Raw genomic sequence first — 25,038 nt, 5'->3', positions numbered from 1 at the left:
CGCGCGTCTCCCTTCCAGGAGAGGACTGGACACTATGATAGACGATATATAGTCTCCTGACATCGGGTAGCGCGCAGGGGCACGCGATGCCGAACCCTTCGCTGGCAAAGGAGGCAGCGGTGCATCTTCCACATGTGCGGCGGCCGAAGACCCGTCCGGTCCTGGCCGTGCTCGCCACCGTTGTCGCGCTTGTCGCGGCCGCGTGTGGCGCGGGACCCGACAGTTCGGGCGGAGGTGGCGGCAGTGGCGGCGGCAGCGCGAAGGACCAGTCGCTGACCATCGGCATGGACTACGTCACCCAGAACTACGACCCGATCAGCGCCACGGCCACCGCCGACTACACCTACTGGCGTTTCGTCTACGACACGCTCGTCAGCACCGACGACGGCACACCCAAGCCGTGGGCCGCCGAGTCGTTCACGGCGATCGACGCACAGCACTGGCGCTTCAAGCTGCGCAAGGGCATCAAGTTCACCAACGGCGAGCCGCTCGACGCCGAGGCCGTGCGCTACACGTTCCAGCGCGCGCTCGACGACAAGAAGACGCCGTGGCGGGTGCGCATCGAGGCCCTGCAGCGGATGGAGATCGTCGACCCCCTGACGATCGACTTCTACCTGTCGACCCCGGTCGGCAACTGGCCCACCCGCACCTCGGTCGTGTGGCTCGTGCCGCCGAAGTACACCCAGGAGAACGCGAACGCCCTCGTCACGAAGCCCATCGGCACCGGTCCGTTCAAGGTCGACAGCTTCTCCCCCGGCGAGGACGTCAAGCTCTCCCCCAACAAGGACTTCTGGGGCACGGTCCCCAAGCTGACGTCGGTGGAGCTGCGCTCGATCCCCGAGGACTCCACCCGGATCTCGGCACTGCTCGCCGGTGACGTCGACGTGGCCTACCGCGTGCTGCCCGACTTCGCCGACCAGGTGAAGAGCGGCGGGAAGAAGCTCGTCTCCGTCCCGTCGGGACAGAGCGCGAACATCTTCTTCCAGACGACGACCGACACCCCACTCAAGGACAAACGGGTGCGGCAGGCGATCGACTACGCCATCGACAAGAACGCCCTGCGCAAGTCGATCACGCAGAGCTACGGCACGGATCTCGCGGGCCAGCTCGTCGGCAAGAAGTCGGTCGGCTACAACGCCGACCTGAAGGACCGGCCCTACGACCCGGACAAGGCCAAGCAGCTGCTCAAGGAAGCCGGCTACGGGAACGGGCTGACACTGGCCTTCGACTACTCCCTCGGCCGGTATTTCCGGGACAAGGAGGTCGGACAGGCGGTCTCTGGCTACCTCCAGGCGGTCGGCATCACGGTCAAGCAGAACCCGATGGAGGGTGGCGCCTGGCTCGACCGGCTCTACTCGGGCAGCTGGGGTCCGATCAACTACTGGTCCATCCAGGACGCGCCGGCCTACGACGTGTCGTGGACGCTGGAGATCTTCCGCAGCAACAACATCCGCAAGATCGACGCGGACCCGAAGCTGGACCAGATGCTCGACAAGAGCTTCACGATCACCGACACCAAGCAGCGCGGCGAGTACCTGGCGCAGCTGTCGAAGTACGCGCAGGACCAGGCCTACTTCGTGCCGTTCCACGCCGACCCGGGGCTCTACGCGATGGACCCGAGCGTGCAGGGGGTGCAGTTCCTGCCGTCGACCTACATCAACCTGTTCGACGCGAAGCGGGTCTGACCCGATGGCCGGCTACCTGTTGCGCCGCATCCCCCGGGTGATCGTGGTCGTCTGGGGCGCGGTGACCGTGATCTTCCTGCTGCAGCGCCTGAGTGGCGACCCGGTGCACCTCATGCTGCCGGACACCGCCTCTCAGGACCAGCTGGACGCGGTGCGGGCCGACCTCGGCCTCGACAAGCCGGTCCTGGTGCAGTACCTGCTGTTCATCGGCCGGTTCGCCCGGCTGGACTTCGGCCAGTCCTACCTGCAGCACCGACCCGTGGCCGACATCGTGTTCGAACGCCTGCCCTACACCCTCGAGCTGGCCGGTGCCGCCGTCCTCATCGCGACGGTCGGCGGCACCCTGCTCGGGGCGTTCGCCGCGCGGATGCGCCGCCGCTGGCCCGACAAGGCCGTGGTCGGCGGCGCGCTCATCGGCCAGTCGGTGCCGACGTTCTGGCTGGGCATCGTCGCGATCCTGGTCTTCTCGGTGACGCTGCGGTGGTTCCCGTCCTCGGGCAGCGGCGGGCTGTCCAACCTGGTGCTCCCCGCGGTGACGCTCGGCGCGTTCTCACTCGCCAACACGACCCGCATCGCACGGGCGAGCATGATCGAGTCGCTGTCCGCGGAGTACACGCAGACCGCGCACGCCAAGGGTCTGGGCACGATGCGCGTGGTCGGCGTGCACGCGCTGAAGAACAGCGGCATCTCGATCCTCACGCTCACCGCCTACACCTTCTCCACGCTGATGGGCGGCGCGCTCGTGACCGAGGTCGTGTTCGCGTGGCCCGGCGTGGGCAGGCTGATGGTGGACGGCGTGCTGAAGCGCGACTTCCCGGTCGTGCAGGGCGCGGTGTTCGTGGTGGCACTGATCGTGGTCGTCACCTACCTGCTGCTCGACCTCGCCTACACCTTCCTCGACCCACGGCTGCGGAGGTCCTGATGGCGGAGATCGCGATCCGGGTGCCCGCGTCGGCAACGCGGGCCCACCGGGTCCGCAAACCCGGGCGTGCGCAGATCATCGTCGGCCTGGTGCTGGTGGTGCCGGTCGTGCTCGTCGCGATCCTCGCGCCGCTGCTCGCACCGCACGACCCGAACGCCATCGACCTGATCCACCGCCTCACGCCGCCCGCGTGGCAGTCGGGCGGGACGAGCGACCACGTGCTGGGCACCGACCACCTGGGCCGGGACATGCTCAGCAGGGTCATCTACGGCGCACGCATCTCGCTGCTCGTCGGCGGTTTCGCCGTGCTCGGCGCCGGGATCATCGGCGTGGCCATCGGTCTGCTGGCCGGGTACTTCCGCGGCGCGTTCGACGCGATCGTCATGATGATCGCCGAGATCCAGCAGTCGTTCCCGTTCCTCGCGCTCGCGATCGTCGTGGTGGCCGCGATCGGGCGGGGTGTGGGCAACATCGTCGCGGTGCTGGTCATCGGCGGCTGGATCATGTTCGCCAGGGTGGTCCGCGGCGAGGCGATGTCGGTGTCCAGACGTCCGTTCGTCGACGGCGCGCGGGCGCTGGGGGCGAGCCACGCGCGGATCATCCTGCGCTACGTGCTGCCCAACGTGCGCTCGTCGATCATCGTGATCACCACGTTCAACTTCGCGTGGTTCATCATCGCCGAGGCGTCCCTGTCCTTCCTGGGACTCGGGGTCGACCCGAACACCCCGTCGTGGGGCCAGATGCTGTCGGATTCCCGCAACTACCTCGCCCTCGCCTGGTGGTACCCGGCGTTCCCCGGCATCGCGCTCGTCGCGCTCGTGCTGGGCGCCAACATGCTCGGCGACGGCCTGCAGGACCACTGGGACCCCTACCTCAAGTAAGGAGAACGCGTGGAGAACCTGCCGGAGCTGCGCCTGCGGCCGGACCTGCTCGACACCGTGCGGTACGCGGCGGCCATGTGGGAGTTCCAACTGCTGCACTTCGACCACGAACGCGCCCGGGTGGAAGGGCTGGAGCGTTCGATCGTGCAGGGCCCGCTGCTGGGCACCTACCTCGCGCGGGTGCTCGCGCCCGCCGGGGAGGTCGAGCACCTGGAGTGGCGCAACCACGCGGTCGTGCCGGTCGGCACGGACCTGGTGTGCGGCGGCACCGTCGACCCCGAGACGGGCGCGGCGGACGTGTGGATCCGCAACGGCGATGGCACGACCGTCGTCACGGGCTCGGCGCGGGTGCGGTCGTGAGCACCGTGCTCGTGGTGGGCGGCACCGGCCCCACGGGCTACGCGATCGTGCGACGGCTGGTGGCCGAGGGCGACAAGGTCACGATCCTCCACACGGGAGCCCACGAGGTCGACTTCGGCACGGGCGGCGAGGACGTGGAGCACGTCCACACCGACCCGACGTCGCTCGCGGAGCTGAAGTCCGCACTGCACGGCCGTTCCTTCGATTCGGCGGTGTCGACGTCGGGACGGTTGCGGCACGTGGTCACCGTCCTGTCGGGACGGATCGGTCGCCTGGTGGCGGTCACGGGGCTTCCCGGCTACACGGCGTGGAAGGTGCCGGTGGGCGACCCGGGTCAGCCGATGCCGCTGAGGGAGGACGCCAAACCCCCACGACCACTGGGCGACCTGCCGGGCGACAGGCTCTCGGCCGGGGTGCAGCGCGGCGAGGCGCTGGTGGCCGAGGCGGAGGCACGCGGCGCGTTCACGGCGGCGATCCTGCGCTACACCATGGTTTACGGGCCGTATGCGTACGTGCCGTTCGAGTGGTACTTCGTGCGCCGGGTGCTGGACGGGCGGCGCGAGCTGGCGCTGGAGGGCGACGGGCTGATGCTGCCCCAGCGCGGGTACGCGGAGAACCTGGCCGAGGCGGTGCTGCTCACGCTGACCCATCCCGGCGCGGCGGGCCACACGTTCAACGTGGGCGACGAGCACGTACTGAGCGTGGCCGCGATCGCCGCGACGGTGGCCGAGGCGCTTGGCCACGAGTTCGACGTGGTGCCGGTGCCGCTGGCGGCGAGCCCGTGCGGGAACCCGTTCGCGCTGCGCCAGCACACGATGTTCGACCTCGGTGCCCTGCGTGCGCTGGGTTACCGCGATGTCGTGGACGTCCGCGAGGCCACCCGCCGCACCGCGCGGTGGATGGCGGAGCACCCGATCGGCCGCGGGTCACCCGAGGAGCGGTCCCTGGGCGACCACTGCTTCGACTACGACCGCGAGGACCGCGTGATCGAGGTCTACCGGAAGGCGCTTCAGGAGGTGGGCGGCTGATGTCGGGCTGGGAGGACGCACGCAGGACCGTGGAGGCGTTGATCGGCAGGCAGGCGTGGGCACCGGTCGTGGTGGAGGTCCACGAGGCCGACATCCTGCGCTACTGCGAGGCCGTCGGGCTGCCGAGGCCGGCCGACCCGACGGTGGCGCCACCGCTGTTCCTACCGCCGTTCGCGGTCGGCGGGGAGGTCGGCGCCGACGGGCGACGCAGGCGACCCGACGAGGTCGTCATCGACCACCCGGCGTTGCGCCGCAGGCTGATGGGTGGCTGCTCGGTGGACTTCCACGCACCGATCCGGGCGGGCGACACCATCGAGGCGGTAGCCACGTTCGAGTCGGTCGTCGAGAAGCAGGGCCGCGACGGCCCAATGCTCCTCGTCACGACCGCCACCGAGTACCGCGCCACCGACGGCCCCCGCCGCACGGAACGCTGGACGATCGTCCACCGCTGACCGTGGCGCACGGGCTCGACACCGCACAGCCGACGGTCATGCGTCGGCCACAGCACACGGCGGATCACCGCGCGCCCGCCCAGCCATCGCACACACGGCCCATCAGCACACAGGCCCACCACCGTGCACGAGCCCGATCACCGTGCCGCGGCCCAGCCACCGTGCACCACCGGTCGCAGCCGTGGTGTCGTCGCCGCCCGCCGGGGCGTCCCAGCCCACGCGTCGTCTACCTCGCCTCCGGGGCCGTACCCGACCCGAACGCACCACCGGCCGTCCGCATGCCACCCGGCCAACGTGCTCCGACCGTGGACCCGCGCCCTGCCGTGGGGCACGGCAGAGCCGTCATGCGCGGGCCCCCCGCGCACCGCTGATCGTCATGCAGTCACTGCGCGTTCGTGCCCATGGCCGTCCTGCGGCCTGCGAGCCGTCAAGCATCCGCTGACCAGGGGCTTTCCTCGTCAGCGAGCGCATTGACTCCGATCGGCCAACGACCTAGGATCGAATATATAGTATTTCCCAATGGTGGGGAGGTCAGCTCAAGTGACCACGTTCCGTGTCTTCCGACCCACGCCCGACCCGGACGCCGCCCCACGCGGCGAGGGCGGGCTCTCCAGGCGACCGGAGTCACTCGACGGCAAGCGCATCGGCCTGCTCTGGAACGCGAAGGTGAACGCGGACATCTACCTTCACCGCCTCGAGGAACTGCTCTCGACCCAGTACAGGGGACTCGAGTTCGTCCACGCCGCGAAGCCGACGGCCAGCAAGCCGATGGAGCCCGAGGTGCTCGACGAGATGCGCACGTGCGATCTCGTCGTCACCGCGTTCGGCGATTGAGGCTCCTGCAGCTCGTGGAGTGTCCACGACGGAGTCACGCTCGAGAAGCTCGGCATCCCGGCGCTCGCGGTCATCACCGAGCCGTTCGGGTTCAAGGCCAGGATGGAGGTGACCGCTCTCGGCCTCGGTGACCTGGCGATCCAGGTCCTGCCGCACCCCATCGGACAGATCTCCGACGCGGAGATGCGTGCCGTCACCGACGAGGCCTTCGACGAGGTCGTCTTCGCACTGACCCACTCCGCTCAGGAGGTGGCGGAGGCGTACCACGAGTCGGCGACACCGCGTTCGTCCTACTCGCGCTGACGGGCCCGACCGACCAGAGAGGGAACCACACCACCGTGGCAGCTACATCCGCGCAGACCGCCGCCCTACCGCTGACGGGCCTGCGGGTACTCGACTTCTCGCACGCGGCGGCCGGCCCCTTCGCGACGATGTTCATGGCCGACCTCGGCGCCGAGGTGATCAAGGTCGAGAAGCCGGGACGGGGCGACGGCGCGCGGTACATGGGCGAACCGATGCTCGGCCCCATCGAGTCCGACTACTACCTCGCGCTCAACCGCAACAAGAAGTCCGTGCTGCTCGACCTGTCCACGGAGGACGGTCGGGTGCTCGCGAAGGACCTGGCCCGCACGTGCGACGTCGTCGTGCAGAACTTCCGGCCCGGCGTGCTCGACCGCCACGGCCTGGGTTACGAGGACCTGCGCAAGGTGCGGGAAGGGCTCGTCTACTGCTCGATCTCGGCTTTCGGGTCGAGCGGGCCGTGGCGCAACCGGCCCGCCAACGACATCATCATGCAGTCGGTGTCCGGCCTGATGGGCATCACCGGGGAGGTCGGCGGCGGGCCGGTGCGCATCGGCGCGCCGATCTCCGACTACGCCACCGGCCTGTTCGCGCTCGCCGGCATCCTGGCCGCACTGCACAGTCGGGAGGCGCAGCCCGAGGGCCAGCACGTCGAGATCGCCATGCTCGACGCGTCGATGGCGATGATGGCCAACTACATCCCGTCGGTGGCCACGCTCGGCAAGACCATCCCGCGCCTGGGTCGCGGGCACGCGCAGATCGTGCCGTACCAGGCGTTCCTGTGCTCGGACGGCCAGTACGTGATGGTCGGCGCGTTCACCAACGGGTTCTGGCGGCGGCTGTGCGACGCGGTCGGGCGTCCGGAGTGGAAGGACGACCCCCGGTTCACGTCCAACGCGGACCGGCTCGCCAACCGCGACGTCCTGATGTCCACCCTGGAGCAGATCTTCCTCGGCCGGACGCGGGAGGAGTGGCTGGCCGTGCTGGAGCTCGCGGACGTGCCCAACAGCCCGGTGCTCGAGCTGAACGACGCGATCGTGTCCGAGCAGGCCATGCACAACGGCATCGTGCAGAAGATCGACGGGGCCGACCTGGACGTGATCAAGCTGCCCGTGGAGTCCGACCGGTGGCGGCCGGGCCCCGCGACGGTGCCCCCGGTGATGGGTGAGCACACCGACGAGGTGCTCGGCGGCCTGCTCGGGCTGGCCGAGGAACGCATCGACGCGCTGGTGGAAGCCGGCGTCGTCGCACGGGCCGGCCGCGAGGCCAGGGTGGAGGCGGCAGGATGAGCAGAGCGCGCGAAACCTGGACGCACGAATGGAGAGTTCACAGAACCTGGGTGCACGAGTGGGACTTTCGTGCAGGTCCAGGGAGCAATGTGGACGATTCGTTCGTTGCCAGTGAGGTAGCGTCGGGCAGGGCGGGGCGGTGGGCGTCGTGACCGACCGAGGCGTGACCGACCAGGGCGTGACCGACCAGGGCGTGACCAAGCAAGGCGTGACCGACCAGGGCGTGACCGACCGAGGCGTGACCGGCCAGGGCCCCATCCTCGAGGGCCTGCGCGTGCTCGACCTGTCGCACCAGTACTCCGCGGCGCTGTCGGCGAGCCTGCTGGCCGACCTGGGGGCGAGCGTCATCGCCGTGGAGCACCCCACGAAGACGTCGATCCGCACGATGCTCCCCCGCAAGGGCGAGCAGTCGATGTGGTGGTCGGTCATCCAGCGCGGCAAGCGGGTCGTCACGCTGGACATCAACAGCGAACGCGGCCGGGAGATCGCGATCCAGATGGCCCGCGAGGCGGACGTCATCTGCGAGAACTTCCGCCCCGGCACGCTGGAGAGGTGGCACCTCGGGCCGGCCGACCTGACCGAGGCGGGGGTCAACGCGGTCATGCTGCGGATCTCCGGGTTCGGCCAGACCGGGCCCCTGCGCACCCGACCCGGCTTCGGCACGATCGCCGAGGCCATCAGTGGGTTCGCCCACCTCAACGGCGAGCCCGACGGTCCCCCGACGTTCCCGTCGAGCACCCTCGCCGACGGCGTGGCGGCCACCTTCGGCGCGTTCGGCATCATGGCCGCGCTCTGGGGTCGCGCCAACAACGGGCCGCCCACGGGCATCGAGGTCGTCGACATGGCGTTGTTCGAGGGCCTGTTCCGGATCATCCCCACGCAGATCGCGGCCTACCAGCAGTTCGGCGTCGCCCCGCTGCGGCCCGGCAACAAGCTCACGAGCCACGGCGTGCTGCGTAACCTGTTCCGCTCCGCCGACGGCAAGTGGTTCGTCGTCAGCGCGGTCGGGCCCGTCGCGATCCGTCGCATTCTCGCCGCCGCCGAGTGTGACGCGCAGATGGCCCGGATCGACGAGGGCGTGATGACCAGCGACCCGACCGGGGTGGTCGAGTTCCTCGACGAGTGCGACGCCCTCCTGCACGTCTGGGCCGCCAAGTGGGACTGGGCCACGCTCGAGAAGCGGCTCGTCGAGGCCGACGCCGTGCACCAGCAGGTGTTCTCCGCCGACGACATCGTCGCCGACGAGCAGTTCCAGGCTCGAGGCGACCTCATCGAGGTGCCCGACGACGTCCTCGGCCCGGTGCTCATGCAGGGCGTCGTCCCCAAGTTCCCCAGCCGCGAGCACACCGTCCGCCGCGCCGGACCCGCCCGTGGCGCCGACAACGACTCGGTCTTCGCCGAGTTCGGGCTCTCCGCCGCGACGATCACCGCACTGCGCCAGGACGGGGTCATCTGATGCCTGAGCTGCTCACCATCGAGGGCGACATCGACGAGGTCGTCGCCCACTACGAGGACAACGGCTGGACCGACGGGCTGCCGATCGTCCTGCCCACCGAGGAGCGGGTCGCCGCCGCGCTCGAGTACACCGACCTCGATCCGCACTCCTCCCTCGGGCGCATCCCGGCCACCCGTGCCGAGGCCACCGTGCACAACGTGGCCGTCAACGCGGTCATGGCCGGCTGCAAGCCCGAGTACCTGCCCGTGGTCATCTCCGCCATCCGCGGGCTCGCCCACCCCGAATTCAACACCTACGGCATCCAGGCCACCACCAACCCCGTGGCCGTGCTCGTCGTGGTCAACGGCCCTATCGCCGACGAACTCGGCTTCAACGGCAAGGGCAACTGCCTCGGCCAGGGGTTCCGCGCCAACGCCACCGTCGGCCGCGCGGTCCGGCTCTGCATGATGAACATCGGCGGCGGCGCCCCCCAGACCATGGACAAGGCCACCCAGGGCCAGCCCGGCAAGTACGGCATGTGCATCGCCGAGAACGAGGATGAGTCGCCCTGGGAGCCCTTCCACGTCGAGCGCGGCTACGACCGCGAGACCAGCGCCGTTTCCGTGTTCTCCGTGACCGGCACGCAGAACGTGCTCGACCTCGCCAGCCGCAGCGCCGAGGGCATCCTGCGGACGTTCTGCTCCGCCGCCGCGACTGTCGGCCACCAGAACGTGCAGCTCGGCGGCGGACCACTGATCATCTTCTGCCCCGAGCACGCCCAGATCCTCGCCGACGACGGCTACACCAAGCAGGACGTGCGGGAGTTCCTCTACGAGAACTGCCGAGTCAAGATCTCCGAGTTCCCGCCGGAGACGCTCAACGGCATGGTCCGCCACCGCAGGCCGCGGCGCTACCGGTCGGAGAACCCCGACTCGGCGGTGCCGCTCGCCGACAGCCCCGGGGAGATCAACCTCGTCGTGGCGGGCGGTGCCGGGCCGCACTCCGTGGTCGCGCCGAGCTTCGGCGAGGCGACCATGGTGCCCGTCAACCAGATCACGCTCAAGGACGGGACGCCGGTCAAGAGCGTCAACGAGTTCCGCTACTAGGAAGGCCGCCACCAAACCGATGACCACCATCGATGTCGACATCGCCGACGGGATCGCCACGATCACGATCGACTCGCCGAAGACCCGCAACGCGTTGAACCCCGCGTCGTCCCGGCAGCTCGCCGAGGCGTGTGACCAGGTCGAGGCGGACAGGTCGGTCGGCGCGGTGATCGTCAGGGGCGGCGGCGGGACGTTCTGCTCCGGCGCCGAGCGTGATGTCCTGTCCCGTGCGGGCGAGGATCCGGCGGACCCGGAGCGGTACGACGACCTCGGCGCCGTCTACGACGCGTTCGTGCGGGTCGGCACGCTGCCGGTGCCCACGATCGGCGCCGTGCAGGGGGCCGCGGTCGGCGCGGGGGTGAACCTGCTGCTGGCCACCGACCTGCGGATCGTCGCGAAGGACACCCGCATCATCGCCGGGTTCACGCGCATCGGCATCCATCCCGGCGGCGGGCACTTCACGCTGCTCGGCCGGCTCGTCGGGCGGGAGGCGGCCGCGGCGATCGGCCTGTTCGGGGCCGAGGTGACCGGTGAGCGGGCGGCGGCGCTGGGTCTCGCGTGGGAGGCGGTCGACGCCGCCGACGTCGACGCGCGGGCCAGGGAGCTGGCCGCGTCCTGCGCGCGTGACCCGGAGCTGTCGCGGCGGGTGCTGAAGTCGATGCGGTCCGAGCTGGACCCGCCGGGCGTGCCGTGGCCCGCCGCCCTGGAGCTGGAACGCGGCTCCCAGATGTGGTCGCTGCGGCGCAGGGCCCTGAAGAACGGCAGCTGAAGGAGGATGTCGATGCGGCAGGAGACGACGGTGCACGACGGTGCCGCGGCGGAGGAGACGGGCGCCGGCACGACGCCGGACATCTCCTTCAACCACGTTGGCAAGCGGTTCTTCAAGAAGGGCAAGCCGTTCCAGGCGCTCGGCGACGCGCACTTCGACGTGCAGCCCGGCGAGTTCCTGAGCATCGTGGGGCCGAGCGGGTGCGGGAAGTCGACCCTGCTCAACATCACCGCCGGGCTCATGAAGCCGTCGAGCGGTGACGTGCGGTACAAGGGCGAGCCGGTCACCGAGGTGAACACCGACGTCGGTTACATGACCCAGGCCGACACGCTGCTGCCGTGGCGGACGGTCCGGCAGAACATCGCCGTGCCGCTGGAGATCCGGCACAGCCCGCGTGCGGAGCGGGGCGACCGGATCGACGAGATGGTCGAGAAGGTCGGGTTGAAGGAGTTCGGCAACCACTACCCCGCCGAGCTGTCGGGCGGCATGCGCAAGCGGGTCCTGCTCGCCCGCACGCTGATCTACCAGCCGGAGACGCTGCTGATGGACGAGCCGTTCGGGGCGCTGGACGCCCAGCTCAAGCTCGTGCTCCAGCAGGAGCTGCTGCGGCTGTGGGCCGAGGCGGGCACGACGATCATGTTCGTCACCCACGACCTGGCCGAGGCGGTGACGCTGTCCGACCGGGTGGTCGTGGTCTCGTCGCGGCCGGGCACGATGCGCACGATCAAGACGATCGACATCCCGCGGCCGCGTGCGGTGTTCGACGTGCGCTTCAACGACCGTTTCCGCGAGCTCCAGCAGGAGCTGTGGGCGATCCTCCAGGACGACATGATGGAGGGTGGCGAGATGTGAGGTGTCGCGGTGGCCGTCGACGCCGGGGCTTTCTCACGCTCCCTTGCCGCCGGACGCCTTCGCGGGTGCCTTCGCCCTGGCCCTCGCGGGTGTTTGGCCGTCGACGCCGTCGACTTCCGCCTTCTCCGCCTTCTCGGCCTCGGCCGCGGCGGCGTGGATCTTGCGGATCGCGCCCAGCGTGACGCCCCGGTGCTTGGCCATCCAGCCGTTCACGGCGCCGACGTCGCGGTTCTCGAACGCGGTCATCAGCGCGTCGTGGTGCTCCTGGAGCAGGTCCTTGGGGACGCGGACGTAGGCCATCGTGTTCTGGTAGCGCGCCGCGGCGTCCCACAGGTGCGTGATGAACCGGATCAGGTGGTCGCTGCCTGCCCGCTGGAACGGCACGAAGTGGAACGTGCGGTTCAGCTCGACGAACGAGGGCGTGTTGCGGTTGTGGATCGAGGTCAGCATGTCGGCGTTGAGCTGGCGCATCCGCACCAGGTCGGCCTCCTCGAGCTTGGGCACGCCGAGCCGGTGCGCCTCGTCCTCGAGCACCTGCCGCCAGTGGTAGATGTCCTCGATGTCGTCGGTGGACAGCTCCGCCACGAAGAACCCGACCCTGGGGATGCGCCGGACCTGTCCGACGGCCTCCAGGGCGGCGAGTGCCTCGCGCACCGGGATGTGGGAGACGCCGAGCTCCTCGGCGAGCTTCGCGGGTGACAGGCGTGTGCCGGGGGGCAGTTCGCCGGAGGCGATCGCCTTGGCGAGCTGGCGCGCGACGAAGTCCTGCAGACCGTCCGGCCGGCCCTCACTGCTCATGATCGATATACCCGCCATCACCTCTCCTTGGCGCCGCAGTACCCGTCAGTGTACGCAGGGTGAACTAAACGATATAGCCAGTACCCGCGTGGTTGGGAAATGGCCTCCGAACCGCGGGCTTGGTCACCCAACGTGATGCCGGTTCGTTGACACCGCCAAATATACCTCCTAGGATGATATATCATCTACGGAGGTCGTGACATGTCTCGCACATCTCGCCGCATCGTCGCGGCAGCCGCGGCTCTGACTCTCTCCCTCTCACTCACCGCCTGCGGTGACGACAGCGGTGCCAGCGGCGGCAGCCCGAGTTCGGGCGGCACGAAGGACCTCGGCTCGGCGACGATCGTGCTGGGCAGCAAGGTCATCTCCTGGGCGCCCGCGTACGTGGCGGTGTGCGAGGGCTACTTCAAGAAGCACGGCCTGGACGTGACGCTGACGGCGTCGCAGCAGGGCACCACGTCGGCCATCGCCGGGATGGTCTCGGGCGACGCGCTGTCGGCCATGACCGGCGCGCCCGCCGCCATCAGCCCCATCCGTGAGGGCGCACCCGTCCAGCTGCTGTTCGGCGCGAGCGTCGGCTACAGCGTCCAGGTGGTGGCGAGCAACAAGATGATGAAGGACAAGGGCCTCACGGCGAACTCCTCGCTCGAGGACCGCGTGAAGGCCCTGAAGGGCGAGACCGTCGCCATCCTCACCCCCGGCGACTCGATCGACCAGCTGCTGCGGTTCGTGATGCCGAAGTACGGGCTGGACCCCGACAAGGACATCAAGATGCAGCCGCTCAACACCTACGCCAACATGTTCTCCGCCATGCGGCAGGGCAGCATCGGCGTGCTGGCGGGCTCACCGCCCAACGGCGACCAGGCCGAGGCGCAGGGAATCGGCAAGATCCTGTTCTCCGGCGACGAGTTCAAGGAGCTGAAGAAGTACCCGTACCTCATCGGTCTCGCCAACACGCGCCAGCTCAAGGAGAACCCGGACCGGTACAAGGCGCTCGTCGCGGGTTTCGCCGACGCGATGAACCTGATGCGGACCACTCCGGACAAGCCGAAGCCCTGTCTGCAGAAGGAGTTCCCCGACGTCGACCAGAAGACCTTCGACGCGTCCTACGAGTACACGGTCAAGAGCCTGCCCGCGTCGCCGCTCATCACCGAGGACGCGTTCAAGGCCCTGACGGACTTCGCCAAGGCCAGCGGCAAGCCGGTCGACGTCGACTACTCGAAGGCGGTCGCGGCCGACGTCGTCAAGCAGGCCATCGGCTGAGCGGGGATGAACGGACGGACGGTTCACGGGTACTGCGCGCAGTGCAAGGCCCGGTGCGGTTCGGTGGCCGTGGTGTCCGAAGAGGACGTCCTGCTGTCCGTCCGGGCCGACCCGGACCACCCCAACCACTCGTTCTGCGTGAAGGGTGCCGCGGCGCCACGGTTCGTGCACGACCCGACCCGGCTGCGGCACCCGATGCGCCGCACCAACCCGAAGACGGCCGCCGACCCGGGCTGGGAACGGATCGGCTGGGACGAGGCGCTGACGTTCGTGGCGCGGCGGATGCGGGAGATCGCCGCCGCGCACGGACCGGAGTCGGTCGTGTTCACCCGGCCGGCACCGGGCGGGAGCCACGCCGGTGACTGGTCGCCGTTCCTCGACCGCCTCGCCGCCGCGTTCGGCACCCCCAACGTCATGACCACCGGCCACATCTGCAGCTGGGGCCGCAGCGGTGGCGCCGCGCACACGTTCGGCGGCGGGCTCCCCACGGCGCACTACGAGGACGCGGCCACGATCCTGGTGTGGGGCCACAACCCCGCGGTGTCGAACGTCCAGACGTGGCGGCGGATCCAGCGGGCCACCCGGCGCGGCGCGCGGCTCGTGGTCGTCGACCCACGCGCCACGGGGACGACCAGGCGGGCCGACCTGTGGCTGCGACCCCGCCCCGGCACCGACGCGGCCCTCGCCCTCGGAGTCACGCACCTTCTCCTCGCCCGCGGCTACTACGACCCCGAGTTCGTCACGTGGTGGACGAACGGTCCGTTCCTCGTGGACACCGAGACGGGTCGCCTTCTGCGCCGCGACGGGCGGTTCGTCGTGTCCGACGGCAGCGACGAGCACGCGGTCGACGTCGAGGCGGACCCGTCGACGTGGGGGGTGCGACCCCGGCTGCGGGTCGACCGGCCGGGTGCACGCAGCGCGTTCTCCCTGCTGGCCGAGCGGGCGGCACGCTACGACCCCGAGACGGTCGCGAGGCTCACCGGCGTGTCCGAAGTGGACCTCGGCAGGCTCGCGGACCTCCTCGCGAACGGACCCGTCTGCTACGACACCTACAACGGCGTCGAGCAACACACCGACACCGCCCAGACCAGCCGGGCCCTCGGGGTGCTCTACGCGTTGACCGGCTGGCTGGAGTCACCCGGCGGCAACGTCACGTTCTCGTCGCCGGGCGGCCTGCCGAAGCTGCGGACCGACTCGTCGCGGCGGCTCGGGCTCGCGGACCGCCCACTGGGCGCGCCCAGGAACGGGGTCGCCGCCTACGACGTCTACGACGCCGCCCTGACCGGACACCCCTACCCCGTGCACGCTCTGGTCGCGTTCGGGGGCAACGCGCTGCTGCAGAACGGCGACACCCGCCGGGGCGCCGAGGCGCTGCGGTCACTGGACCTGCACGTCCACGTCGACATGCGGGAGAACCCGACCGCCCGCTTCGCCGACCTGCTGCTGCCCGCATCGACGCCGTGGGAGTCACCCGGCCTGGTCACCGGCTTCGGCGGCGGCCCGGACACGCAGACGTGGGCCCAGTACCGCGCGCCCGTGGTCCCACCCCAGCACGAGTCGCGCCCGGACGTGGAGATCCTCTTCGACCTGGCCGTCCGGTTGGGCCTCGGCGACCAGTTCTGGGACGGCGACGTGCACGCCGCCTACGCCGCACAGCTCGAAGGCACCGGCCTCACGCTCGACGAGCTGCGTGCCAGTCCGGGCGGCCTGCGCCGTCCCGGCAGGACACTCACCTACCACCGCCACACCCGCGTGCGCGGCGACGGGACGGTCACCGGCTTCGCGACCCCGACACGTAAGGTGGAGCTGTACTCCGAGGCGTTCCTCGACGCCGGCCACGACCCGTTGCCCGTCCACAACGACCGGTCCGCCGCGTTCACCCCCGAGTTCCCGCTGACGCTCACCTCGGCCAAGCTCCGCCAGTACACCCACAGCACCGGCCGGAGCATCCCGTCACTGCGAACGCAGGCACCCGAGCCGTTCCTCGAGGTCCACCCCGACGACGCCGACACCTATGGCGTCCACGACGGCGCGATGGTCCGCCTCGCCACCGCCTCGGGCGCGATCCGGTTGCGGGCCAAGGTGTCCACGTCGGTCGCCGCGGGCGTGGTCGCCACCCAGACCGGGTGGTGGGAGGCCTGCGAGGAGTTGGGCCTGCCCGGCCACGACCCGTTCTCGGCCGACGGCGCCAACGTCAACCTGATCATCTCCAACGCCGTCCGCGACCCGATCTCCGGCTCGGTGCCGGTCAAGGACTACCCGTGCCGGATCGAGCCGCTCCCCTGAGTACCCCTGTGGGAAAGGACATCGCCATGTCCCAACCAGTTCAGCGTGCCGTCACCGTGGCCGTCGACCCGGCCGAGGCGTTGTTCGACGCCGCCGACGAGCACGGCCACCACGTCCACATGGACCTCGGCGGCAAGCTCGGCAAGCAGAACGGCCGAGCCACCGCCGCCCGCGACCTGCTGCTGATGGCACTCGCGGGCTGCTCGGGGTCGAGCTTCCTCGCCGAGCTGCACCGACGCGGCAAGGTCCCGCACTCCCTGGACATCGCGGTCACCGGCGAGCTGGCGACCACGCGTCCTGCGGTGTTCCGCGCGATCGCGCTGCACCTGTCGGTCTCCGGCGACGACCTCGACGAGGAGTCGCTCACCGCCGCGGCACAGGCGTGCCACGGCGACTGCTCGGTCCACGCGACGTTGTCCCACGTCGCCGACATCACGACCACCTACGAGGTCGTGCCCGTCCCAGCACCAACAGGAGGACACAGATGACTATCCACCCCCGCGGGAGTCTCTCGCGGCGCGACATCCTTCGCCTCGCGGGCGCGCTCACCACCGTCGCGGTCGCGTCCGCATGCGGCGGCACCGAGCCCACCGGTGCCGCGTCGACCAGGGACGCGAGCCCGTCACTGCTCGCCGCGAAGGGCGAGCCGCTGACCAAGGCGACCGTCTCGGCAGGTTCGACGAGCGTCAACCACATGTGGGCCCGCTGGGGGATCACCCACGGCATCTACAAGAAGTTCGGCCTCGACGTCGAGGCCGTCGACGGCATCGCGGACGCGGTCGCCGCCATGGCCTCGGGGCAGCTGCAGTTCTCCGCGGCGGGCGTGCAGACCCACAGCGGTGCCGTGCGCGGCGCCCCGGTCCGCGCGGTCATGCTGACCTTCCGCGACAACCTCGGCCTCTACACCACCAAGGGCATCTCCTCGCTGCGTGACCTGGCGGGCAAGCGTGTCTTCGGCCCCAACGACATGATCAAGGAGATCCTGCGCCGGGCGGGGGTCGACCCCGACAAGGGCGTCACGTGGGTGCAGACCCAGGCCAACACCAAGCAGATCATCCAGCTGGTGCAGAACGGGCAGGCCGACGGCTTCACCGGCTACCCGCCCGCCAAGCTCCTCGCCGAGGACGCCGGGATGCGTGAGATCACGTCGGTGTCTGCGAAGTTCCCCGGCTCGCCGGTGTCCATCGTGGGCACCCCGGACCAGCTGATCTCCGACAACCCGTTGCTGGTCAAGCGTTTCCTCGCCGGCACGCTCGAGACCCTCGACCACATGCTGGCGCACGAGGACGAGGTGCTGGCGTTCTTCCACGACGAGTGGGGTTTCGACGACGAGCTGGCCAGGGGCTGCTGGGACGTGGTCCAGCACGACATGATCAAGGGCGGCAAGTCCGACGACAAGTCGCTGCAGGTCGTGCTCGACGTGACCAAGGCAGCGCAGGGCAAGAAGGACGACATCCCGCTGGACCGCGTCTGGGACTTCTCCCTCCTCGACCAGGTGGTCGCCGAGCGCGCGAAGGGATACAAGACGTCATGACCCCCGGCCGACTGGAGGCCCGGGGCGTCGGCAAGTCCTACCGCTCCGGGCGTGGCGGGACGACCGTGGCACTCACGGACCTGTCACTGTCCGTCGAGGACGGTGCGTTCGTCTCGCTCGTCGGGCCCAGTGGCTGCGGGAAGTCCACGTTCCTCGACTGTGTCGCGGGTCTGGAGCCCTACGACACCGGCGAGCTGCTCCTGGACGGCCGCCCGATCACCGGGCCCGACCCGAGGACGGCGGTCGTGTTCCAGGACCCGTCGCTGCTGCCGTGGCGGTCGACCGCCGACAACATCGCCTACGGGATGACCCTGCGCCGCAAGGGAACCGCCGCCGACCGCGCGCGCAAGACCGCGGAACTGGTCGAACTGGTGGGACTCACGGGTTTCGAGCGGCACTACCCGGGCGAGCTGTCCGGCGGCATGCGGCAGCGGGTGAACCTCGCCCGCGCGCTCGCCACCGAGCCGGAGCTGCTGCTGATGGACGAGCCGTTCGGGGCGCTCGACGCGCTGACCCGCGAGCAGCTGCAGGTGGAGCTGGAACGGATCCGGCTGGCGGGTCGGGTGACGGTCCTGTTCGTCACCCACGACATCGAGGAGGCGGTGTTCCTGTCCGACCGGGTCGTGACGATGACCGGCCGCCCCGGCACGGTCTCCTCGGTGTTCGACGTGGACCTGCCGCGCCCACGTGACCCGTCGGTGAAGCGGTCCCCCGCCTTCACCGCACTGGAGGAACGGCTCTGGGGTCGGCTCCACTCCCCCGTGGCGACGCGATGACGGCCGTCCTCCGCAGGCCCGTCCAGGCGGACCCCGCCGTCCCGCCGGCGCCGAGGCGACGGCGGCACCGGCTGGTACTCGGCGGCGGCCTCATCCTCGCGCTGCTGGCGGTCTGGGAGATCGCGGCACTGGCGGCGCCCAGGACGCGGTTCTACCTCAGCTCACCGACCGACGTCGTCGCGACGCTCGGGACGCTCACCGGGGACGGGACGTTCTGGTCGCTCCACGTGCTCACGACCGCGCGCGGCTTCGCGGCGGGCTGGGCCATCGCGGTCGTCGCGGGCATCGGCCTCGGGGTGCTGATGGGCTGGAGCCGTGCGATCCGCGAGACGTTGGAGCCGTTCGTGTTCGTGCTCAACGCGGTGCCGAGGGTCGCGCTGATCCCGCTGCTGGTGGTGTGGCTCGGCTACGGGTTCGCCTACCAGGTCACGGTCGTGGCGTTGTGGAGCGTGTTCCCGGTGCTGCTCGACACCATCGCGGGCGTGCGGGACGCGAAGGCGTCACTCGTGCGGATGGCACGCGTGTTCGGTGCCTCACCCGGCCAGGTCCTGGTGACCGTGGCGCTGCCGGGATCGGTGCCGCTGGTGATGGCAGGCGTGCGGCAGGCGCTCAGCCACGCGATCACCGGGGTGGTCGGCGCGGAGATCTGGGCGTCGGCGGCGGGGATCGGCTGGGTGATCGCCGACGCCGCGCAGACCGTCCAGGTGGAAAGGATCATCGCGGCGGTCGTGCTCGTCGCGGTGGCCGGGGCGGTGCTGAACGAGCTGCTCGGCGTGCTCGAACGCCGACTGACCCGGTGGAAGGAGCCGGTGTGACACGGGTGCTGCGCGGCGGCGGGTTCCTGGTGCTCGTCCTCGTGGCGTGGGAGCTGCTGGCCCGGTCCGGCGGGGTGAACCCGGTGTTCACCGGCTCGCCGTCGGGGGTGGTCGTCGCGCTGGGCGACCTGGTGTCCGAACCGGACTTCTGGTCGGTGCACGTCTCGGCGACCGTCACCGGGTTCCTGGCGGGCTGGGGGCTCGCGGTCGGCGTAGGTCTCCCGCTCGGCCTGTTCATGGGCTGGTACGGGCCGGTCCGCGACCTGTTCGAGCCGCTGCTGATGGCCTTCTACGCCACCCCGAGGATCGCCCTGGTGCCGCTTTTCGTGGTGTGGTTCGGTTTCGGGCTGGAGTACAAGCTCGTCGTCGTGTTCCTGGCGGCCCTGTTCCCCGTGGTGCTGAACACGCTCGCCGGGGTGGCCGCCGCCGACCGAGGCCTGGTGCGGATGTCCCGGTCGTTCGGCGCGCCACCCGGGACGATCCTGCGGACGGTCGTGCTGCCCGGCGCGCTCCCCCACGCGCTCACGGGCGTGCGGCAGTCGATCGCGCACGGCCTCACCGGCGTGGTGGTCGGCGAGGTCTTCTCCGCGGGCGCGGGTGTCGGCTACCTGCTCAACCAGGCGGCCCAGGTGTTCGAGACCGACCGGATGTTCGCGATCGTCGTGCTGCTCGCCGCCACCGCGACCGTGCTCAACGAGGCGATGGTCCGCCTGGAGGCCCGGCTGCTGCGCTGGCGCCCCGAGTCGCTCAGTTCCCCGCGCGCTTCCAGCGCATGACATAGGTCTCGGTGATGTTGAGCAGCGCGTTCATCAACGTCGCGATCACCATCAGCACCACGAGCGCGGCCATGACACCCGCGGTGTTGAACGCACCGGCGGCCGACATGAGCATGTAGCCGATGCCCCTGTTCGACGCGATCAGCTCGCCGACCACGGCGCCGGTGAGCGCGTAGGGGATGGCCAGCTTGAGCCCGACGTAGATGTAGGTGAGCGAGCCGGGCAGCACGACCTTGCGGATCATGTCGCGGCGCTTGGCACCCATCACCCGCAGCACGTCGACCAGTTCCTTGTCGGTCTCGCGAACCCCGGCGTAGGTGTTCCAGAAGACGAGGAAGAACACGATGACCGCGGTGAGCACGACCTTCATCTGCAGGTCGATGCCGAACCACAGCACGAACAACGGCGCGAGCGCGAGCTTGGGCAGGCTGTAGACCGCGGTGACGAACGGGTCGAGCAGCCTGCCGAGGATCGTGATCAGCCCCAGCACGAACCCGATGACGATGCCCGCGATGGCGCCGAGGACGAACCCGTACAACGTCGCCAGCAGCGTCACCCCGAGGTTGCCGAACAGGTAGCCGCTGGTGACCCAGTCCACCAGCTGGTCCCACACGTCGGTCGGCCTGCTGATGAAGAACGCGATGTCCAGCCCGTCGGCGATGAGCTGCCAGAGCACGAGCGCCACGACCAGCACCGCGACGCGCAGCAGCACGACCGTCCACCTCGAGCGGCGCCCGGCCGTGTCCCGGTCCTCGAGCTCGTCGCTCGCGCCCCCGCTCACCGCGGGCGCCACGTCCTGGCCCTCCACCGTCATCGACACGGCAGCACCTCCCTCGTGCGTCGCCGGCCTGCGGGCGGTTCGCCGTGGCGTACCGCCCGAGCGTGCCGGAATACCATATATTATCCCTGGCCTGTTTGCCCAGGTCAGGTCTTCGGGTCGGCCGGGTTGAACTCGTCCGACACGATCAGGTCCTTCGGGTCGAGCTTCTTCACGTCGTCGGTCAGCAGTTCCTCGGGCAGCACGGAGATGTCGTGCTCGAACTGGTCGGCGGTGACCCTCGGCTGGATGTAGGAGCCCTTGTTCGCCTGCCACGCGGCGTCGAAGATCTTCTCGTCGACATCCTTGAAGCGCGTGCGCACGTTCGCCTCGGCCTTGTCCGGGTTGTCGACGACGTACTGCGCGGTCCTGGCGATCGCCCGCGAGACCTTCTTCACGGTGTCGGGGTCGGAGCCGATGAACTTGCCGGTCGTCATGAGCGTCGAGGACGACACCGGCGTGTGGTCCTCCGGGAACTCCCCCGTCGGCCCCTCGACCCACATGACCCCGCCCGCGGTCGACACACCCAGCTCCGACACCGGCGGCGACGCCTGGAACGCGTCGATCGCCCCCGCGGAGAGCGCGGCGGGCATGCTCTCCTGCTTCATGTAGACCGGGTTGACCTTGGCGCCGACCGCCTCCGCGGAGCTCATGACCGGCGACTTGAGCGACGAGGTCGCGCTGGCGAACGCCACGTTGAGCCCGTCGAGGTCCTTGAACCGTTCCTCGATCGGCGTGTCGGGCGACTTCAGCCGCGTCTCCAGCGACGCGCTCGTGTCGACGCCGAGCTTGTCGGCGGTCTTCTTCGACAGCACGAGCGAGCCGGAGAGCCCCGAGTACAGCCGCGCGATCGCCTTGACGTCGCGCCCCTCGGCGTTGCTGGTGATCACCTCCGGCGCGCCCGCCGACGCGAACTGGACGTTGCCGGACAGCATCGCGGTGACGGCCTGCGCGCCGCCGTTGCTGGTGACCAGCTCGACCTCGAGCCCCTCTGCCTTGAACATGCCGAGGTCGTCGGCCATGCGCACGACCTGGGTGGCGAGGCTCTCCGAGCTGATCGCGATCCTGATGTGGCCGCCGTCGCCCGAGGAGCCACCGCACGCGGCCGACGCCAGTGCGGTCGCGACGAGCAGGACGAGCGGCCTGGCCTTGCCGAACTTCATCGTTCTCCTCCAGGTCAGGACGGGATCGTGCGGGTGATCGCCCGGGAGTAGCCCCACGGGATGGCGACCTGCGAGGCCGGGCCGGAGCCGCCGACCACGGCCACGAGCAGGCTCACGGGGTCGGGGAACACCGGCACCCGGTCGGCCGCGTCGAACCACGCGGGCCAGATCGGGGCGAGTCCACGGCCGCGCAGGTCCTCGCGCGGGTTGCGGGCGGCGTCGAACAGGAACTCCCGCACGTCGCGCCGCGACCAGCCCGCCGAGGCGAGCAGGCGGGCGTGCTCGGGGTTGAGCATGAGGACGGTCTCGGCGCCCGCGACGTAGGCGGCGTTGGAGCCCAGTGTCGCCATCGAGCTGGCGACGGTGCCGAGCAGCAGGCCGGGGTCGGAGCTTTGCTGGTCCAGGATGTTGTGGGGGCCCTCGCACTTGAGGACGGTGACGGTGGTGGCGTCCGGGTGGCCGAGGTCGGCGTGCAGTCCGGGCCACGGGCTCTCGGCGAGGTTCTCCGCACAGCAGTAGGAGAACTCGGCCGGCGAGCCCTGCGCGGTGAGGTCGGCGCCACCCGGGATCGCGCCGAGCAGGAACGAGTAGCCGAGCGCGACGGCACGCCCGGTGGTGGCGTTGGCCTCGAAGCCGGGCCCGAGCGAGCCGCGGTCGGCGGCGAACCCGTAACGCTCGTGGTCGGGGCCGCTGACGAGCACGAGCGTGCCGCCGGGGTGGGTGGTGATGGCGGCCTGGAAGAGCCGGAACTCGGGGGCGGCCATGGCCTCGTAGGCGGCGAACACCACGGGCGCCCACCGCGGCCTGCAGCCGGCGGCGACGGCGACCGCGGCGACCTCGCGGGCGGTCACCTCGGTGTCGCGGGGCGCGATGGCCGGCCAGACGGCGTCGTCGGCGCCCTTGCCCGCGGCGGCGAGGAACGCGTCGACCTTCTCCCGCGTGGGGGCCACGAGCGGGAAGCCGTCGCCGAGCAGGCTCTCACGCATGAGGTCGGTGAACTCGGCGGACGGGTCGGCGCCCCGGAGGTCGACCAGGCCGCTGGCGTCGGCGGGCGCGGGTGCGGCGATCGCCCTGGCCTCGAACCGCTTGCGCAGCGCGTCGGCGTCGCCCGTGAGGCCGCCGATGATGTCGTCGAGGACGGTCCTGGTCTCGGCGGCGATCTCGTCGTAGGTGGCCGAACGCAGGCTGGTGAGGGTGGTGACGGGAAGGCCGGGTGCCAGTCGTTTCGCGGCGGCGAGTGCCTGCCGACCACCGATCTCGGTGGTGACGACCGACGCGGGCACGCCCAGCCGCTCCAGCTCGCTGGCGACGATGGCGGTCGGCTGGCTCACGCCCCAGTCACCCAGGGCGAACACGACCCCGGCGACGTCCTGGTCCCTGACCCAGCGGGCGACCTCCCGGAGCCGCTCGCCGGTCCCCCGCAGCAGGTCGTCGGTGTGGCGGCGGACCTCGACCCCGCCGAGGGCGGCCTCGACGACGTCGAAGATCGCGCCGTAGGGGCCGTAGTCGGGGGCGAGCTTCCCGTTGTCGAACAACAGGATCCGGGCGCCGGTGAGGTCGGCGCGCCGTGGCGCGAGCGACGCGGGCCTGGCCGGAGCCGGGATACGGGGATCGACCACCTGAGTCGCCACGTCACGACCTCCCATCATTGGGGCTCTAAAATATATTGTAGCGGGCCATGGCACAAGATCGCCCGTTCGCGACGCCTCGCGGGCGGCGGACAGGAGGTACCGGGTGGGACCACTGAGCGGGGTGCGGATCGTCGAGCTGGCCGGACGGGGGCCGGGACCGTTCGCGGGGATGATGCTGTCCGACATGGGCGCGGAGGTCGTGCGCGTGGACCGTCCCGGCGGTGACCGGCGGGTCCAGGCGCCGGATCCCCGGCTGGAGCTGGTGGTGCGGGGCCGGCGCTCGGTGCTGGTGGACCTGAAGAAACCGGCGGCGGCCGAGGTGGTGCTGCGCCTGGTCGACCAGGCGGACGCGTTCTTCGAGGGGTTCCGCCCCGGGGTGGCGGAGCGCCTCGGCCTGGGTCCGGAGGTGTGCCTGGCCCGCAACCCCCGGCTGGTGTACGGCCGGGCGACGGGCTGGGGCCAGGACGGCCCGCTGGCGTCGACGGCGGGCCACGACATCAACTACATCGCGCTGGCGGGTGCCCTGGAGCCGATCGGCCGGTCGGGTGGCCCGCCCGCGATCCCGCTGAACCTGGTGGGCGACAACGCGGGCGGCATGCTGCTCGCGTTCGGCGTGGTGTGCGCGCTGCTGGAGGCACGGGTGTCGGGACGGGGCCAGGTGGTCGACGCGGCCATGGTCGACGCGGCGTCGCTGCTGATGACGCAGTTCCACGGCAGGCGGGCGAACGGGACGTGGTCCGACGAGCGCGGCACGAACTACCTCGACTCGGGGGCGCCGTTCTACGACGTCTACGAGACCTCGGACGGGCGCTGGGTGGCAGTGGGGGCCATCGAGCCGAAGTTCCACCGCCCGCTGTTCCGGCGGATCGGGGTGGACCTCTCGGGCCTGGCGGACCCCATCACGCCCGAGGACTGGCCCGTGCTGCGCGACCGGTTGAGCGCGTTGTTCCGCACCCGCACCCGTGCGGAGTGGACGGACCTGCTCGACGGCACGGACTCGTGCTTCGCGCCGGTGCTCGGGCTCGGGGAGGTGGCCGGGCACCCGCACCACGTGGCCCGCGCCGCGTTCGTCGACACCGCCGGTGTCCCGGCACCGGCACCGGCCCCCCGTTTCAGCCGCACCCCGGGCGCGGTGGCCGGTCCGCCCCCGGCCCCGGGCGACGACTCGGAGTCCGTACTGACCGACTTCGGCTTCTCCACCGAGGAAATAGCGAACCTGCGTTCCTCGGGCGCGGTCCAGTCCGGCGGCTGAACTCCCCGCCCTTT

24 protein-coding genes are annotated in these 25,038 nt (G+C 70.5%); 20 read left to right on the top strand and 4 right to left on the bottom strand.

Going from position 1 to position 25,038, the window contains the following annotated elements; all coding sequences use genetic code 11:
* Positions 1–119: 119 nt before the first annotated feature.
* The 12 genes from CLV71_RS06215 to CLV71_RS06155 all read left to right on the top strand — a co-directional run bounded on the left by CLV71_RS06215 (position 120) and on the right by CLV71_RS06155 (position 11,913).
* Positions 120–1,685 carry an ABC transporter substrate-binding protein gene (locus tag CLV71_RS06215; RefSeq protein WP_166663961.1) on the top strand — a complete coding sequence of 522 codons (1,566 nt, stop codon included), beginning with the start codon at positions 120–122 and terminating at the stop codon, positions 1,683–1,685.
* Between the two features lie 4 nt (positions 1,686–1,689).
* Positions 1,690–2,607: an ABC transporter permease gene (locus tag CLV71_RS06210; RefSeq protein WP_133901627.1), complete on the top strand. Its 918-nt coding sequence runs from the start codon at positions 1,690–1,692 to the stop codon at positions 2,605–2,607.
* On the top strand, positions 2,607–3,488 hold the full coding sequence (locus CLV71_RS06205; RefSeq protein WP_133901626.1) for an ABC transporter permease: 882 nt from the start codon (positions 2,607–2,609) through the stop codon (positions 3,486–3,488). The genes CLV71_RS06210 and CLV71_RS06205 overlap by 1 nt, the downstream gene beginning before the upstream one ends.
* A 9-nt stretch (positions 3,489–3,497) precedes the next feature.
* Complete coding sequence (locus CLV71_RS06200) at positions 3,498–3,848, top strand: hotdog family protein (RefSeq protein WP_133901625.1); 351 nt, start codon at positions 3,498–3,500, stop codon at positions 3,846–3,848.
* A complete protein-coding gene (locus CLV71_RS06195; protein ID WP_133901624.1) occupies positions 3,845–4,876 on the top strand; it encodes an NAD-dependent epimerase/dehydratase family protein in 1,032 nt (343 codons plus the stop codon). The genes CLV71_RS06200 and CLV71_RS06195 overlap by 4 nt, the downstream gene beginning before the upstream one ends.
* On the top strand, positions 4,876–5,328 hold the full coding sequence (locus tag CLV71_RS06190) for an FAS1-like dehydratase domain-containing protein (RefSeq protein WP_133901623.1): 453 nt from the start codon (positions 4,876–4,878) through the stop codon (positions 5,326–5,328). Before CLV71_RS06195 ends, CLV71_RS06190 begins: the two co-directional genes overlap by 1 nt.
* Before the next feature lie 519 nt (positions 5,329–5,847).
* Positions 5,848–6,465 carry a UGSC family (seleno)protein gene (locus CLV71_RS50595; protein WP_424923866.1) on the top strand — a complete coding sequence of 206 codons (618 nt, stop codon included), beginning with the start codon at positions 5,848–5,850 and terminating at the stop codon, positions 6,463–6,465.
* A 35-nt stretch (positions 6,466–6,500) separates the two neighbouring features.
* A complete protein-coding gene (locus CLV71_RS06175; RefSeq protein ID WP_166663960.1) occupies positions 6,501–7,751 on the top strand; it encodes a CaiB/BaiF CoA transferase family protein in 1,251 nt (416 codons plus the stop codon).
* 148 nt (positions 7,752–7,899) lie between these two features.
* Positions 7,900–9,207, top strand: a complete 1,308-nt coding sequence (locus CLV71_RS06170; protein WP_166663959.1) for a CaiB/BaiF CoA transferase family protein — start codon at positions 7,900–7,902, stop codon at positions 9,205–9,207.
* Entirely contained in the window at positions 9,207–10,292 is a 1,086-nt protein-coding gene (locus CLV71_RS06165; protein ID WP_133901618.1) for a hypothetical protein, read from the top strand. The genes CLV71_RS06170 and CLV71_RS06165 overlap by 1 nt, the downstream gene beginning before the upstream one ends.
* Before the next feature lie 19 nt (positions 10,293–10,311).
* The gene (locus tag CLV71_RS06160; protein ID WP_133901617.1) at positions 10,312–11,061 is read left to right on the top strand and encodes an enoyl-CoA hydratase/isomerase family protein; all 750 of its coding nucleotides are present in this window, start codon (positions 10,312–10,314) and stop codon (positions 11,059–11,061) included.
* 12 nt (positions 11,062–11,073) lie between these two features.
* Complete coding sequence (locus CLV71_RS06155; RefSeq protein ID WP_133901616.1) at positions 11,074–11,913, top strand: ABC transporter ATP-binding protein; 840 nt, start codon at positions 11,074–11,076, stop codon at positions 11,911–11,913.
* A gap of 33 nt (positions 11,914–11,946) precedes the next feature.
* On the opposite strand, the gene CLV71_RS06150 is transcribed toward CLV71_RS06155, so the two are convergent.
* Positions 11,947–12,729 carry a GntR family transcriptional regulator gene (locus CLV71_RS06150; RefSeq protein WP_133901615.1) on the bottom strand — a complete coding sequence of 261 codons (783 nt, stop codon included), beginning with the start codon at positions 12,727–12,729 and terminating at the stop codon, positions 11,947–11,949.
* Between the two features lie 183 nt (positions 12,730–12,912).
* On the opposite strand from CLV71_RS06150, the gene CLV71_RS06145 reads away from it, so the two are divergent.
* The 7 genes from CLV71_RS06145 to CLV71_RS06115 all read left to right on the top strand — a co-directional run bounded on the left by CLV71_RS06145 (position 12,913) and on the right by CLV71_RS06115 (position 20,161).
* Positions 12,913–13,974: an ABC transporter substrate-binding protein gene (locus CLV71_RS06145; RefSeq protein WP_133901614.1), complete on the top strand. Its 1,062-nt coding sequence runs from the start codon at positions 12,913–12,915 to the stop codon at positions 13,972–13,974.
* 72 nt (positions 13,975–14,046) lie between these two features.
* Positions 14,047–16,260, top strand: a complete 2,214-nt coding sequence (locus tag CLV71_RS06140) for a molybdopterin-containing oxidoreductase family protein (protein ID WP_243866243.1) — start codon at positions 14,047–14,049, stop codon at positions 16,258–16,260.
* A gap of 26 nt (positions 16,261–16,286) precedes the next feature.
* Entirely contained in the window at positions 16,287–16,748 is a 462-nt protein-coding gene (locus CLV71_RS06135; protein ID WP_133901612.1) for an OsmC family protein, read from the top strand.
* Positions 16,745–17,794 (top strand): ABC transporter substrate-binding protein, encoded by a 1,050-nt coding sequence (locus CLV71_RS06130; protein ID WP_133901611.1) that lies wholly within the window; start codon positions 16,745–16,747, stop codon positions 17,792–17,794. The genes CLV71_RS06135 and CLV71_RS06130 overlap by 4 nt, the downstream gene beginning before the upstream one ends.
* On the top strand, positions 17,791–18,570 hold the full coding sequence (locus CLV71_RS06125) for an ABC transporter ATP-binding protein (RefSeq protein WP_133901610.1): 780 nt from the start codon (positions 17,791–17,793) through the stop codon (positions 18,568–18,570). Before CLV71_RS06130 ends, CLV71_RS06125 begins: the two co-directional genes overlap by 4 nt.
* The gene (locus CLV71_RS06120; RefSeq protein ID WP_133901609.1) at positions 18,567–19,385 is read left to right on the top strand and encodes an ABC transporter permease; all 819 of its coding nucleotides are present in this window, start codon (positions 18,567–18,569) and stop codon (positions 19,383–19,385) included. The genes CLV71_RS06125 and CLV71_RS06120 overlap by 4 nt, the downstream gene beginning before the upstream one ends.
* Positions 19,382–20,161 carry an ABC transporter permease gene (locus CLV71_RS06115; protein WP_133901608.1) on the top strand — a complete coding sequence of 260 codons (780 nt, stop codon included), beginning with the start codon at positions 19,382–19,384 and terminating at the stop codon, positions 20,159–20,161. The genes CLV71_RS06120 and CLV71_RS06115 overlap by 4 nt, the downstream gene beginning before the upstream one ends.
* Here CLV71_RS06115 and CLV71_RS06110 read toward each other — a convergent pair.
* From CLV71_RS06110 to CLV71_RS06100, 3 genes are all read right to left on the bottom strand, one after another.
* A complete protein-coding gene (locus CLV71_RS06110; protein ID WP_133901890.1) occupies positions 20,133–20,975 on the bottom strand; it encodes an ABC transporter permease in 843 nt (280 codons plus the stop codon). The genes CLV71_RS06115 and CLV71_RS06110 overlap by 29 nt on opposite strands.
* 110 nt (positions 20,976–21,085) lie before the next feature.
* Positions 21,086–22,141: an ABC transporter substrate-binding protein gene (locus tag CLV71_RS06105; RefSeq protein ID WP_133901607.1), complete on the bottom strand. Its 1,056-nt coding sequence runs from the start codon at positions 22,139–22,141 to the stop codon at positions 21,086–21,088.
* Between the two features lie 14 nt (positions 22,142–22,155).
* Complete coding sequence (locus tag CLV71_RS06100; RefSeq protein ID WP_133901606.1) at positions 22,156–23,772, bottom strand: UGSC family (seleno)protein; 1,617 nt, start codon at positions 23,770–23,772, stop codon at positions 22,156–22,158.
* A 103-nt stretch (positions 23,773–23,875) separates the two neighbouring features.
* Here CLV71_RS06100 and CLV71_RS06095 point away from each other — a divergent pair, with 103 nt between their 5' ends.
* Positions 23,876–25,024 carry a CaiB/BaiF CoA transferase family protein gene (locus CLV71_RS06095; RefSeq protein ID WP_133901605.1) on the top strand — a complete coding sequence of 383 codons (1,149 nt, stop codon included), beginning with the start codon at positions 23,876–23,878 and terminating at the stop codon, positions 25,022–25,024.
* Positions 25,025–25,038: the final 14 nt, after the last annotated feature.

Origin of the sequence: Actinophytocola oryzae (genome assembly GCF_004364325.1) — a bacterium.
Classification (GTDB): Bacteria; Actinomycetota; Actinomycetes; order Mycobacteriales; family Pseudonocardiaceae; genus Actinophytocola; species Actinophytocola oryzae.
This window is presented reverse-complemented; position numbering and strand designations above follow the sequence as displayed.

Bases quoted from the DNA above. Each gene is read 5' to 3' on its own strand.
- CLV71_RS06210 (WP_133901627.1), top strand. From the start codon at position 1,690: ATGGCCGGCTACCTGTTGCGCCGCATCCCCCGGGTGATCGTGGTCGTC.
- CLV71_RS06205 (WP_133901626.1), top strand. From the start codon at position 2,607: ATGGCGGAGATCGCGATCCGGGTGCCCGCGTCGGCAACGCGGGCCCAC.
- CLV71_RS06190 (WP_133901623.1), top strand. From the start codon at position 4,876: ATGTCGGGCTGGGAGGACGCACGCAGGACCGTGGAGGCGTTGATCGGC.
- CLV71_RS06165 (WP_133901618.1), top strand. From the start codon at position 9,207: ATGCCTGAGCTGCTCACCATCGAGGGCGACATCGACGAGGTCGTCGCC.
- CLV71_RS06160 (WP_133901617.1), top strand. From the start codon at position 10,312: ATGACCACCATCGATGTCGACATCGCCGACGGGATCGCCACGATCACG.
- CLV71_RS06155 (WP_133901616.1), top strand. From the start codon at position 11,074: ATGCGGCAGGAGACGACGGTGCACGACGGTGCCGCGGCGGAGGAGACG.
- CLV71_RS06150 (WP_133901615.1), bottom strand. From the start codon at position 12,729: ATGGCGGGTATATCGATCATGAGCAGTGAGGGCCGGCCGGACGGTCTG.
- CLV71_RS06145 (WP_133901614.1), top strand. From the start codon at position 12,913: ATGTCTCGCACATCTCGCCGCATCGTCGCGGCAGCCGCGGCTCTGACT.
- CLV71_RS06135 (WP_133901612.1), top strand. From the start codon at position 16,287: ATGTCCCAACCAGTTCAGCGTGCCGTCACCGTGGCCGTCGACCCGGCC.
- CLV71_RS06130 (WP_133901611.1), top strand. From the start codon at position 16,745: ATGACTATCCACCCCCGCGGGAGTCTCTCGCGGCGCGACATCCTTCGC.
- CLV71_RS06125 (WP_133901610.1), top strand. From the start codon at position 17,791: ATGACCCCCGGCCGACTGGAGGCCCGGGGCGTCGGCAAGTCCTACCGC.
- CLV71_RS06120 (WP_133901609.1), top strand. From the start codon at position 18,567: ATGACGGCCGTCCTCCGCAGGCCCGTCCAGGCGGACCCCGCCGTCCCG.
- CLV71_RS06110 (WP_133901890.1), bottom strand. From the start codon at position 20,975: ATGACGGTGGAGGGCCAGGACGTGGCGCCCGCGGTGAGCGGGGGCGCG.
- CLV71_RS06105 (WP_133901607.1), bottom strand. From the start codon at position 22,141: ATGAAGTTCGGCAAGGCCAGGCCGCTCGTCCTGCTCGTCGCGACCGCA.